The sequence below is a fragment of the uncultured Mesonia sp. genome (assembly GCA_947499595.1).
In the GTDB taxonomy this organism is placed as follows: domain Bacteria; phylum Bacteroidota; class Bacteroidia; order Flavobacteriales; family Flavobacteriaceae; genus Mesonia; species Mesonia sediminis.
Map to the genome: position 1 here is coordinate 235,094 of CANMOY010000003.1, position 12,894 is coordinate 247,987.

Consider the following 12,894-nt stretch of genomic DNA (forward strand, 5'->3'; position numbering starts at 1 on the left):
CAAGCTTATAAATCGATAAATTTCAATACAACTAACAGAAAGACAAGGTTTAATATTTTAAATTACACTAAATTACGATGAAAAAAATTATTTTAATGAGCTTGATGCTTATCGCTACTTTAAGTAGCTACGCACAAGATTGGCAAACAGATTTTGCCACAGCAAAACAATTAGCCGCTAAAGAAAATAAACCAATAATTTTAGTATTTCAAGGCTCCGACTGGTGCGCGCCTTGTATAAAACTAGATAGAGAAATTTGGAGTACAGCAGAATTTAAAAAATATGCGAAGGAGCATTACATTATGCTTCAGGCAGATTTCCCTCGAAGAAAGAAGAACGCTTTACCAGAAGCTCAAGCAAAAGCCAACGCTAAACTTGCAGAGCAATACAATGAAAATGGATTTTTTCCTTTTGTGGTGGTACTAGATGCAAAAGGCAAAGTACTAGGAGTAACGAGCTATAAAAAGACTACACCAGAAAAATACATCGAAGAATTAAACGCCTTAGCTAAATAAAGTGAAGTATCTATTTTCTATCATAAGTTTATGTTTAGCATTTGTTTGCACTGCACAACAACCCTATAAGCGCACCCTAAAATTAATGGGAAGTCGCTTTGATATCACTGTAGTAGCAAAAAACGCTATTGCCGGTAATAGATATATTGATACCGCTGTAGCTGAAATTACCAGGATTGAAAAACTCATATCTTCCTGGGATCCAACTTCTCAAACTTCAGCAGTCAATAGAAATGCAGGAATTAAACCTGTTAAAGTTGATGAAGAACTTTATCAACTAATAGAACGAGCTATGGGCTTATCTAAGCTTACAGATGGAGCTTTTGACATCAGCTATGCCTCTATGGACAGAATTTGGCAATTTGATGGAAGCATGACCAAAATACCTTCAGCAGAGGAAATCAGATCATCTGTATCAAAAGTAGGGTTTCAAAATATCTTGCTTCATAAGGGAGAAAGTACAGTTTTTCTAAAAGAAAAAGGTATGAAAATAGGCTTCGGAGCAATAGGTAAGGGCTATGCTGCAGATAAGGCTAAAGCTTTGCTTATTTCAAAAGGAGTGACATCAGGAATTATAAACGCCTCTGGCGATATGAATACTTGGGGTAAACAAGCCAACGGAAAGGAATGGAAAGTAGCCATTACCAATCCAATGAATAAAAACAAGGTTTTTGCTGTTCTACCTATCAGCAACGCTGCTGTGGTTACTTCTGGTGATTATGAAAAGTTTGTAAGCTTTAATGGCACTCGGTATTCCCATATCATTGATCCCCGAACAGGATATCCGTCAAGTGGAATTGTAAGTGTGACCGTATTTGCCCCAAAGGCAGAACTCGCCGATGCACTTGCTACCTCTGTATTTGTAATGGGAAAAGATGCAGGTTTAGACCGAATAAATCAATTGCCAAAAGTAGAATGTATCATCATCGATGATAAAGGAAACATCATTAAATCAAAAAACATAGAAATAAATAAGTTATGATCAAAAAAATAACAATTTTCACCTTGCTTAGTTTCTTTTTTAGCAATTGCGTGGTGGTTAAGGAGTATGAAAAAGTCAATATAAATGATCCAGATATGGCACTTTCAGAAAAGAAATGTGACCGAAATGTAACTACTGCACATTCCTATCGCGAAGCAGCGGTAGGTGCAAACGGAGGAAAAACTGGTGGAGGCTGCGGCTGTAATTAAAACATATAATCAATTGAAAAATATCATTCTTATTATCTGTGTGTTCGCATTCGTAAAAGCGAATGCACAAAATCGACAAGACTCAACCACAGTCTATAAAAAACGTGTATTGGAAAGCGTTGAAGTAGATTTCTTGTCCAGCTACTACAGCCAGGACGGGGATAATGCAGCGGTAAGTGGTGGTATTGGCACAGAAGAATTAACCGATGTGACCAGTGCGTTCATCGTATCTATACCTCTAAATGACGATGATGTATTAACTATAGATGCAGGAGTCTCTGCTTATACCTCAGCATCATCGAGTAATGTAAATCCTTTTGATGACGGTCCAGCAGACCCCTATCAAGCTTCATCAGGTGCATCAAGTAGCGATCTTTGGGCAAATCTAACAGGAAGTTACAGCCATAGTTCTAATGATAGAAATACCATTTGGTCGGCCAAATTAGCAGTATCCTCGGAGTATGATTACTTTTCTTTGGGCGTTGGCGGAAGTTATACCAAACTCTTCAATGAAAAAAATACTGAAGTGAGTATAAGTGGGAATGTATATATTGATACTTGGAATGCAATTTATCCATCTGAATTAAGACCTTTTGGTAAAGAGGGTTTTGGTTTAAATAATTCATTTTTTACCCAAAATACAATTACAGGAAATTTAAATTATTCCCCCAGATTTAATGAATTTAACGATGAGGGGCGTAATTCATATTCTTTAGGGTTTAGCTTTTCGCAAATACTTCATAAAAATGTGCAAGGTTCTTTAGCATTAGATTTAATACAACAACAAGGTTTATTATCTACCCCTTTTCAACGAGTGTACTTTAGCGATGTGGAAGATTCTTTTATTGATAATTTTCAGCTAGCCGATGCCATCGAACGTTTACCAGATTCAAGGTTTAAAGTTGCGATAGGTGGACGTCTGAATTGGTATTTAAATGAGATTTTAACAATAAGGACTTTTTATCGCTACTATTTTGACGATTGGGGGATTAATTCGCATACAGCAAGTATTGCGCTCCCCATTAAAATAACAGGTAAATTTACACTGTATCCTTCGTATCGAATTTATACGCAAACAGCTGCTGATTATTTTAGGCCGCATGAGGCTGCTTTATCAACAGATGAATTCTATACCTCAGATTACGACCTGTCTGAATACTCAGCAAACCAATTTGGTTTTGGAGTTTCCTATACCGATATATTTGCAAAAGCACATTTATGGAAATTCGGACTAAAAAGTATTGACTTAAAATTTTATCAATACGATAGAGATACAAGCTTTAGCTCTAATATCATAACAGCAGGCTTTAAGTTTGCCATGGATTAAATCTTTTTTGATTTCTCACAGCACGAGCGTCTCGCTCGTGCTAATCTAATTGCTAGCTATTTTGTTTCTCAACGGTGGTTGCATAGATATGCTAACTCAAAAGCTTATTTTAAAAGGAACTATAGAGAAAACCAATACAAAAACAGAAGTTTTATTATGTTTATAAAAACGCGGTAATAGCTTATTGATTTGCTTAATTTTAGGAATACAATACAGCAATAAAGGAAATTATTCAGAACCTGATACGGCTTTTGAATTTTAGCATAAGGTATCTCTCGGTTTACCCTGCCATAGTATTTAGTTATTCCAGGGTTATTTTTGATTTAGTCTTATTGTTAAATCTCAAGGAGACACTCGCATTAGCAGTGGCTAGTATCGAAAAGTGAATTAGGTTCTCACGCTGGTGCGCGATTGCATCGCGATCTCCTTACCCTATTGCAATCAATTGTTTACATTTTCAATCCCTAAATCAACTAAAAAATTATCACCTTGTTCCCCAACAAAATCCAACTTCAATCAATATTCTACAAATTAATTCTATTCATTTTTGCTTAGTCAAAAACGAACCAAAAAATCAAGAATAGTTGAGAGAATTGCTTTAAGCTGAAGGTGTTCAGCTTAAAGCATAATCGCTGCATGCTCTTTTTCGCTACCGCGAAACGCACTTCCGCTTGTCACTCGCTATTTCTGAAACTATTCGGGTTTTTAATTGAAAATGAATTCGCTACTTCGCTACGCAGTAGTCCCTAAGCTTCGCTGTCACTTCGAGTGGGCCAGCCTAGCCAACAGGCATTTTTAATGCCGTAGTTGGACTTGCTGGGTTGTATCGAGAAGTGATTCAATTAGAACTAAAAAAATATTCGCTACTTTTCGACTGTGTCTCGATACACGTTTTTATGGCTCACGCCATAAAATCGCACTCGACATGACAAGGTAGGTTTTATACCGAATTAGTGCGACCTTTTGGGAGTCCCGAGTATTCGGGATCTCGATACTTCGCATTTTTGGTTTACCACCAAAAAACCGAAACTCGACATGACAAGGCGTGGTTTTAAACGCCCTGTCACTTCGAGTGGGCCAGCCTAGCCAACAGGCATTTATGCCGTAGTTGGACTTGCTGGGTTGTATCGAGAAGTGAGTTTAATTAGAACTAAAAAAGTACTCGCTACTTTTCGACTGTGTCTCGATACACGTTTTTATGGCTCACGCCATAAAATCGCACTCGACATGACAAGGTAGGTTATTTTACGCAAGAGTCATAAATAGAAATAACATTTTAAAACGGCCTATCGAAAATAGGGCGTAAAATTGGCAGTGCAGTAAGCGTTAAAAATTTTAGGCTGTTTGAGACCGATTGGAAATCGGGTGAGTTCCTAAAATTTAGCTTGCAAACCTACAATTTAGCGTTAGTTTCGTAAGCCTAGACTTTCGTAGTCCCGATACTTCGGGGTTTGCTACTTTTTTCGGCGATGGAAAAAAGTAGAGGGTTAAATTAAGTAGACTTATTTTCTATGGTAGTTACTTTCTGACAAGGCAGGTTTTAAACGCTCTGTCACTTCGAGTGGGCCAGCCTAGCCAACAGGCATTTTTAATGCCGTAGTTGGACTCGCTGGGTTGTATCGAGAAGTGAATGAATTGGAACTGAAAAATTATTCGCTACTTTTCGACTAGCTCTCGATACACGTTCTTATGGTTCTCACCATAAAAACGCACTCGAGCTGACAGGGCGTGTTTTAGAGTTATTTTACACACCAGCAGCCCACGTCAAAAAGCGTTTCAAAGCAGCGCTTTGCAATCTTTTTCTTCAGTATAACTTGTGTTTTGCGCATAAATTAGGCAGGATAATAGACTTAAAAGTGAATAATATACCGCTATCTACTTAGTGCGACCTTTTGGGAGTCCCGAGCATTCGGGAAAGCCTAGGAGCCAATTTAGCAAAATAAAAGTGGTTTTCAGCAAAGCTGAAAAATACCTCAGAAAAAGTGTACTTTCTTTTGTTTCGTTTTCTCCTGTATCCGACGAGCGCAGCGAGAGGAATACACCGTAAAGAAAATGAAAATTAGGACATAGCAAGATTGATGTAATGTTATGATGTAGGTTTTGAAAAAGAAAATAAACTCGCTACTTTTCCACTTGTTCTCGATACTTCGCCTTTTTGGTTTACCACCAAAAATCCGAAACTCGAACTGACAAGGCAGGTATTAAACGCCCTGTCACTTCGAGTGGGCCAGCTTAGCCAACAGGCATTTTTAATGCCGTAGTTGGACTCGCTGGGTTGTATCGAGAAGTGATTCAATTAAAACTAAAAAGTATTCGCTACTTTTCGACTGTGTCTCGATACACGTTTTTATGGCTCACGCCATAAAATCGCACTCGACATGACAAGGTAGGTTTTATACCGAATTAGTGCGACCTTTTGGGAGTCCCGAGTATTCGGGATCTCGATACTTCGCATTTTTGTTCTATCGTCCAAAAATCCAAAACTCGACATGACAAGGTAGGTTATTTTACTAAAAAGTGATGATTACTACTACTTTTCAAACCCGGCCTATCGAAAATAGGGCGTAAAATTGGCAGTGCAGTAAGCGTTAAAAATTTTAGGCTGTTTAAGCCCGATTGGAAATCGGGTGAGTTCCTAAAATTTAGCTTGCAAACCTACAATTTAGCACTAGTTTCGTAAGCCTAGACTTTCGTAGTCCCGATACTTCGGGGTTTGCTACTTTTTTCGGCGATGGAAAAAAGTAGAGGATTAAGAAATGGGTATTTTTAGTTTTCGATTAGCAGTAAATATTAATGGAAACTATAAAAGTATTCGCTACTTTTCGACTTGTTCTCGATACTTCGCATTTTTGTTCTACCGTCCATAAATCCGAAATTCGAGCTGACAGGGCGTGTTTTAGAGTTATTAATATCCAGCAGCCCACTTCAAAAAGCGTTTCAAAGCAGCGCTTTGTAATCTTTTTCTTCAGTATAACTTGTGTTTTGCGTGAAGAATTGGTGAAGCCTTGGAGCCAATTTAGCAAAATACAAGTGGTTTTCAGCAAAGCTGAAAAATACCTCAGAAAAAGTGTACTTTCTTTTGTTTCGTTTTCTTTATACAAGTAAAGAAAATGAAAATTAGGACATAGCAAGATTGATGAATTGTAAGAAAGTAGGTTTTGAAACAATGAATAAATTCGCTACTTTTCGACTTCACTTCGATACACGGGTGTTTGCCTATCGTCAAAAACCCTCACTCGAACTGACAAGGCAGGTTATTTTTCTAATAAGTGATAATTATAACTACTTTTTAGAATCGGCTTATCAAAAATAGCCCTCTCGTGTTGCTCGATTGCATCCCGAAAAAAGTAATTTTAAAAAAATACTATCTTTATACTGTTAACCAACACCTGAACCACCCTATGAGGCTAGCAGACTTATACGATTACAACCCCTTTGAGCGAGAAATAGATGAGGATATTATAAATACGCCCAAGGACCCTGAGGCCTATCACCAACTGTTTATCAAACGCATGTTGGCCGCATTAGAATTTCAAGATTTTAAAATTAGTGAACAGAAAGAAGTTGAAAATAAACGGGATTACCTGTTGCACCGTTATCAAACTGCTAATTTACGGATAAAGGAGGGGAGTAATTACTGGCGTTCATTCATCGCTGAGTTTTGTGAATTGGAGATCGAAGGGTTAAAGAATTCTGAGTATCCAGAAATACGCAATTACCTCGCCTATTTAAAAAAGAATATAAAAGCCTATAGACGTATAGATAGCGCGGTTGACTACCGACCAGATAGCCCAGAGCTTATCGGAATAGAGCGTTTCATTACCGAGAATATGGGCTCAATAGATTATTTCAATTTTACTGACTTAAGAGATGAACTATACTATCTAGAGCAGAATTTTGCCAATTATTACGCGCAACACTTTATTGGCGAATTGGTGTTGCCAGTGGTTTATGACTTTCCGCTTGTTGCCGGTAGCATAAAAGCAGTGAGCCATCAGGTAAACAATGCTTATTTAACAACTGCTACTCAAAATGATTTGAAACAGCTGCTGTGCCGCTGGGTGAGGCAATTGACCAATCATTTGATCTACAAGCTTGATTTAGGTGCTGCAGACTTTGATCAAGAAGATTTTATGCAGCATTTTGGGCAAGCCATTCACTACCAGCCACAGTCTAGCACAAGCAAGGCCATCAATTATCCCACAGCTATTTTTAGTTGTTCACAGGCTTATTTGCTGTTCCATGCCATTGCGCAAAAGGCCGATAACCAAACCACCCTGAGTTACGTTTACCGAAGAATGCAAGAAGAAGACCAGCTGATTATCCCCCGGGATTATGAGTTTAGAAATTGGTTCAACCAGCAAGGTTACCCCCTTAACCTAGACTATACCACGCAAACCTTAGCCAAAAGCTTCTCAAAAGAACGCCAGTTCTTTCTAGACCTGCTGTATGAGCAATACGGTTTAGCCGTTGAGCAAACCAAAGCTAAGCCTTAGCTTATCTCAACGGAAACCTTAGAAACCAACAAAAATGCGTATACTTGTAGCTTTTTTGTCAACCTAGAATTGCTATGCTATTCAATTCGATAGATTTTGCGGTATTTTTACCCATCGTATTCGCTTTATACTGGCTTTTGCGAAAACATTTACGCGCGCAAAATGTATTGATTGCCCTAGCCAGTTATGTGTTTTACGGCTGGTGGGATTGGCGATTTTTATTTCTAATTCTGTTCAGTACGCTGGTCGACTTTTTTGTAGGCTTGCAACTGGAGAAAAGTGAGCATCCTCAGCGGCGTAAGCTGTTTTTATACCTGAGTTTAGGCGTAAATTTAGGGCTACTGGGCTTTTTTAAATACTATAACTTTTTTATCGATAATTTTAATCAAGCCTTTAGTTTTTTTGGAAGCGAAGTTAGCTTTCGGGGCTTGGAAATCATTCTGCCTGTAGGCATAAGTTTTTATACTTTTCAGACACTGAGTTACACCATAGACATCTACCGGCGTAAGCTCCCGGCTACCCGTAATTTTATAGCGTTTGCGGCCTTCGTAAGTTTTTTTCCTCAATTGGTGGCAGGACCCATTGAGCGAGCCACTCAACTGTTGCCGCAATTTTTTAAACCTAGAAAATTTGATTTTGACAAAGCAAAAGATGGTGTTATGCTCATCATTTGGGGGCTTTTTAAAAAAATCGTAATTGCCGACAATGCAGCACAGTATGTGAATGATATTTTTCAAAACCATGAAACATACAGCGGTACTACCTTGTTATTGGGTGGTGTCTATTTTGCTTTTCAAATTTATGGCGATTTTTCTGGTTACTCCGATATTGCCATTGGCCTTTCAAGACTTTTTGGTTTTGATTTGATGCGCAATTTTGCTTATCCGTATTTTTCAAGAGATATAGCAGAGTTCTGGCGTCGTTGGCACATTTCGTTATCCACTTGGTTCCGAGATTACTTGTATATACCTTTGGGCGGTAGCCGCGGTAGCACGGGTATGCAAGTACGCAACACCTTTATTATATTTGTAGTCAGTGGCTTTTGGCATGGCGCCAATTGGACTTTTATAGTTTGGGGCGCCTTGAATGCTTTGTATTTCTTACCCTTGCTATTGACAAAGCGAAACCGTAAAAATATGGATATAGCAGGCCAACACAATAAAGTTGTTCTTCTCAAGGAATTAGGTCAAATCTTACTAACTTTTGGGCTCACGGTTATTGCGTGGGTGTTTTTTAGAGCTGATTCAGTTAGTCAGGCTGTAACATTTTTAAATGGAATGTTTACACAGGGGTTAGGCATTGATAGGTTAGAAATTGAACGCTTCTCATTTGAGATTTTACCGCTAATCGCTTTGTTACTATTAATTGAATGGTACAATAGACATTATGAACATCCATTGAAAACAGGACGTTTTTTATATTTTAAGGCTTTATTTCTTATTTTTATGATTCTTGTTTGGGGAAGTTTTTCGGATATGCAGGAATTTATTTATTTCCAATTTTAAATGAAGAAATTTTTAAAAATTATCGGTTTGGCTTTTGTTGCATTCATAGCGCTTTCATATGCATTAGATTGGATATATACTTATAGTTATAAAAATCCGGTTTATGCTCGTGACAAGGTTTCTTGGCTACATGATATGAATTCTTCTGCAACCTATGACTATGCTCTATTTGGTTCAAGTAGGTGTATTTACCATTTAAATCCAGTAACAATCAACCAAAGTACGGGGCTAAAGGGTATCAATTTAGGGTACTCGGGTTCTAATCCATTTGAAATTAAATTAATGGTTAAGAAATTTCTAGATAAATATCAACCCAAAATGATATTTGTTCAATTGGATAACCAGTATAACATAGAGCATTTAGACCCTACAGCAATTACACCTTGGATGCCTTTTATTAAAGAAGATGAGGTGTACCAAGAAATAATTAAGTATGAGGATAAAGCTTGGTATTTTAAAAATATACCTTTTTATCGATACACACAATATGAAACTAAATTAGGCGCAAGAAACCTGATTTTAAGTTATTTGAAAAGTAATTCGTTTGCCAACCAATTGGGATTTACCAGTATCAATAAAACGATTAATCGGGTTAAACCTGGTAACTACAAGTTAAAGGATAAACCGAACATTCACGTCAAGGAAATTGAAGATCTGTGTAGAAGTAAAGGAGTTGAAGTTTATTTTTTTACTGCACCTTTTTTACAACAAAAGATCAATACTGCCGTCATTGAAAAGCATGTACAGCATTACCAAGACTTTTCACAAATATTCACACAAAAAGCCTACTTTTCAGACCCAACCCACTTAAATAGAAAAGGAGCAGAAAAGTTCACCGATATATTTATACAAGCCTATTTTGACTAGTTGTTCCCCGGGATTATGAGTTTAGAACCTGGTACAACCAGCAAGACTACCCCCGAAGTTTAGATTATACCACGCAAGCCTTAAATAAAAGCTTCGCAAAAGAACGCCAGTTCTTTCTAGACCTGCTGTATGAGCAATACGGTTTAGCCGTTGAACAAACCAAAGCTAAGCCTTAGCTTATCTCAACTGAAACCTTAGAAACCAACAAAAATGCGTATACTTGTAGTTTAAATAAAAAGTCTATTTTATGACAGAACAGCCTCTTGTTTCTATCATTATTCCCACCTACAACCGTGCCCATTTGATTGGGGAAACTTTAGACTCGGTCTTGGCGCAAACCTATACAAATTGGGAGTGCATTGTAGTAGACGATGGTAGTACCGATGCTACCGATGAACTAATGGCCGAGTACTGCGCCAAAGACTCGCGCATACGCTACTACCACCGACCAGCTGAGCATTTGCCCGGAGGCAACGGAGCAAGGAATTATGGTTTTAAAAAGAGTAAAGGGGAATACATGCAATGGTTTGATTCGGATGATTTGATGGTGGAAGATAAATTACAAATCCAAATTGCATTAATTCATAAGGAAGATAAAGACTGGTGTTTGTGTCAAACTCTAGTTTTTGAAGATAAATTTAAAATCATAGGGTTAAGAAAAGAGTTTATTCATTCAGCAGACCCAATAAATGATTATATACAATCTAAAATATTTTGGCTGACACAAGCACCATTATTTAAAACTAATTTTATTTTAAAAAACAATTTGCATTTTAATGAAAAACTAAAAAGGGGCCAGGAGTATGAATTTTTTGTGAGGGTATTAATAATTAACTCTGATTTCTGTTATACAAATAAACCGTTAGTTTTATTACGAAGGCATAGTAAGCAAATTTCAAGTCAGGATTACTTTAATGGCCCAAAAATCATTTCTATGTTTAATGTTTGTGAAAACATAATAAATATAAAAAGTGCCAGTATTAACTCAGATTCCAAACGTTTTTTGAGACGTAAGCAATATGGCCAGATTTTGAGTTGTGTTAAATTTAAGAAATATACAACTGGATTCCATTTGTTGTCAAAAATGACGCAAAAACTCAATTCTACCTATCATAAAAGTTTAATTTATTTTTATTTTGTGGCTTTAATTGTTTTAAAGCGTGGTAAATTCGCTTTATTAAATACCAGTAAATTTTATCATTTTGACACATAAGGTATCTATAATTATACCATTTTATAATCGATTTGAGTTATTGTTTAAAACCCTAAAGTCGGTTAAAAATCAAACTTATAAAAATTTTGAAGTGATTCTAGTCGATGATTGTTCAGAGGAACAATTAAACTTAGAAATCGTAGAAGAAATTTTAGGAAACATTCCTTTGCGATACACACGTTTAAGTTTAAATTCCGGTCCTGGTGTTGCTCGAAGCGCAGGACGAGCAATGGCTCAAGGAGACTATATTGCTTATCTTGATTCTGATGATTGGTGGGATGAGAATTTCTTAAAATCTTGCGTAAAAGAAATAAAGAAAGATAAAGCGTTAGCCATGGTTTATGGTAATACGCAGGCTGTTGTGCATGGAGAAATTGTAAATGAAAGAGTAAATAATTACCTGCCCAATAAAATCCTACCGACTCTATTTAAATATAAAAAAAGATTTTGGGCAACTGGTGCTTGCCTATGGCGAGCGGAATATAGTAGGTGTGAATATTGGCTGCCTTTAAGAAATAATGAAGACTATATTCATGATATAAATGTATCAAAATTTAATAATAATATTAAATTCGTAAGAAACGCCATTCTATATAACAATAGAACCGCAATGCAAAGAACTTCACGCACTAAAGATGATGTATATTGTGCACTGAGAATACTATTAGATTTTGACGATTTGCCAAGTTACCAATTTATTAGTGCTTATTTTTTTAGAAGAATTAACGATTATAAATTAAGATTTAATTTCAAACATTTGTTGAAAATTGTAAAAATTTTAAAAAAGGAATTTTCTTTTTATAATTTAAAGTTTTTTTTGTCTTGTTTTTATTTGGCAATTTTGAATTTTACGGATTTCAAAGCTTATAAGTTAAAACGTTTTTTTAGAGTTTAACCAACCTATAAATATTTTGAGTAGTAAATGTAATTTATTAAATAACGTAACGGTTATTATTCGTTCGACGGATGAAGCGACGAAGGATTATTTATTTAATCAAGTTAAAAAGGAGGTCAGAATTGAAAATATTTTTATTATTAATGAAAAACCATTTTACAGGGCTTTATTAAAAACATTTGAAAGAGGAATATCAGAGAATAAAAAATATACCCTTGCTTTGGATGCTGATTTAATTTTAGCACCAAATGCTGTTTCTTTAATGCTTCAAATTGTCCAAAAGGAAACGGAAAATTTTTATGTGTATCAAGGTTATATTTTAGATAGTTTTCGTTGCTCTATTAAGCAAGGAGGTCCGCACCTTTACAAGACCTCAAACTTAGCAAGAGCAATGGAATTTTTTGATTTGAATAAAAAAGAAATCCGGCCAGAATCTTTTTTGTATAATAAAATGCAAGAACTCGGATACAAAATAATAATCGATAGAAAAATTTTTGCAATACACGATTATAAACAACATTTGGAGGATATTTATCGAAAGGGTTATTTTCATGGCATTAAGCATAGGGGCTGGCGAAAATATCTCAATTTATGGTTAGATAAAAGTGAAAGAAATGATGCCTACAAGGCAGCTATTATTGGTTTTTTAGATGGATACTTCACTTCAGAAAAAACTTATCCTTGTATAAAGGAAATGAAAAATCGAGGAATGGAAGTTATTAATCGATATAATTTGAGGCAAAAATTAGATTTCGATTCCGATATCATTTTTGAAACAATAACAAGAGAAAACGAGATATTGTATGATTTTGAATTAAAAATATTGAAGCAGAAAAAACCTTTCTGGATAAGAATAAAGCAGATTTTAAAAAATAAACTCTAGAG

At 36.1% G+C, this 12,894-nt stretch carries 10 protein-coding genes; all 10 read left to right on the forward strand.

All coding sequences use genetic code 11. From position 1 onward, the window contains the following. The first annotated feature begins 77 nt into the window (after window positions 1–77). Window positions 78–515, forward strand: a complete 438-nt coding sequence (locus ACH2AZ_RS05255; RefSeq protein ID WP_379048381.1) for a thioredoxin family protein — start codon at window positions 78–80, stop codon at window positions 513–515. A gap of 1 nt (window position 516) precedes the next feature. Then, window positions 517–1,497: an FAD:protein FMN transferase gene (locus tag ACH2AZ_RS05260; protein ID WP_379048379.1), complete on the forward strand. Its 981-nt coding sequence runs from the start codon at window positions 517–519 to the stop codon at window positions 1,495–1,497. Then, complete coding sequence (locus ACH2AZ_RS05265; protein WP_379048377.1) at window positions 1,494–1,706, forward strand: DUF4266 domain-containing protein; 213 nt, start codon at window positions 1,494–1,496, stop codon at window positions 1,704–1,706. The genes ACH2AZ_RS05260 and ACH2AZ_RS05265 overlap by 4 nt, the downstream gene beginning before the upstream one ends. A 13-nt stretch (window positions 1,707–1,719) precedes the next feature. Then, the gene (locus tag ACH2AZ_RS05270) at window positions 1,720–3,033 is read left to right on the forward strand and encodes a DUF3570 domain-containing protein (RefSeq protein WP_394906964.1); all 1,314 of its coding nucleotides are present in this window, start codon (window positions 1,720–1,722) and stop codon (window positions 3,031–3,033) included. A gap of 3,401 nt (window positions 3,034–6,434) precedes the next feature. Beyond that, on the forward strand, window positions 6,435–7,529 hold the full coding sequence (locus ACH2AZ_RS05275) for a hypothetical protein (RefSeq protein ID WP_394906965.1): 1,095 nt from the start codon (window positions 6,435–6,437) through the stop codon (window positions 7,527–7,529). A gap of 74 nt (window positions 7,530–7,603) precedes the next feature. Beyond that, window positions 7,604–9,034, forward strand: coding sequence for an MBOAT family O-acyltransferase (locus ACH2AZ_RS05280; protein WP_394906966.1), 1,431 nt, complete (start codon window positions 7,604–7,606; stop codon window positions 9,032–9,034). Continuing rightward, window positions 9,035–9,901 carry a hypothetical protein gene (locus ACH2AZ_RS05285; protein ID WP_394906967.1) on the forward strand — a complete coding sequence of 289 codons (867 nt, stop codon included), beginning with the start codon at window positions 9,035–9,037 and terminating at the stop codon, window positions 9,899–9,901. Window positions 9,902–10,148: 247 nt separating this feature from the next. Then, window positions 10,149–11,114, forward strand: coding sequence for a glycosyltransferase family 2 protein (locus tag ACH2AZ_RS05290; protein ID WP_394906968.1), 966 nt, complete (start codon window positions 10,149–10,151; stop codon window positions 11,112–11,114). Beyond that, complete coding sequence (locus tag ACH2AZ_RS05295; RefSeq protein ID WP_394906969.1) at window positions 11,104–12,009, forward strand: glycosyltransferase family 2 protein; 906 nt, start codon at window positions 11,104–11,106, stop codon at window positions 12,007–12,009. Before ACH2AZ_RS05290 ends, ACH2AZ_RS05295 begins: the two co-directional genes overlap by 11 nt. Window positions 12,010–12,025: 16 nt before the next feature. Continuing rightward, window positions 12,026–12,892, forward strand: coding sequence for a hypothetical protein (locus tag ACH2AZ_RS05300; protein WP_394906970.1), 867 nt, complete (start codon window positions 12,026–12,028; stop codon window positions 12,890–12,892). The last annotated feature ends 2 nt before the right edge of the window (window positions 12,893–12,894 follow it).

Excerpts from the sequence above, each read along its gene's own strand:
- ACH2AZ_RS05275 (WP_394906965.1), top strand. The coding sequence starts at position 6,435 with ATGAGGCTAGCAGACTTATACGATTACAACCCCTTTGAGCGAGAAATA.
- ACH2AZ_RS05280 (WP_394906966.1), top strand. The coding sequence starts at position 7,604 with ATGCTATTCAATTCGATAGATTTTGCGGTATTTTTACCCATCGTATTC.
- ACH2AZ_RS05285 (WP_394906967.1), top strand. The coding sequence starts at position 9,035 with ATGAAGAAATTTTTAAAAATTATCGGTTTGGCTTTTGTTGCATTCATA.
- ACH2AZ_RS05255 (WP_379048381.1), top strand. The coding sequence starts at position 78 with ATGAAAAAAATTATTTTAATGAGCTTGATGCTTATCGCTACTTTAAGT.
- ACH2AZ_RS05265 (WP_379048377.1), top strand. The coding sequence starts at position 1,494 with ATGATCAAAAAAATAACAATTTTCACCTTGCTTAGTTTCTTTTTTAGC.
- ACH2AZ_RS05290 (WP_394906968.1), top strand. The coding sequence starts at position 10,149 with ATGACAGAACAGCCTCTTGTTTCTATCATTATTCCCACCTACAACCGT.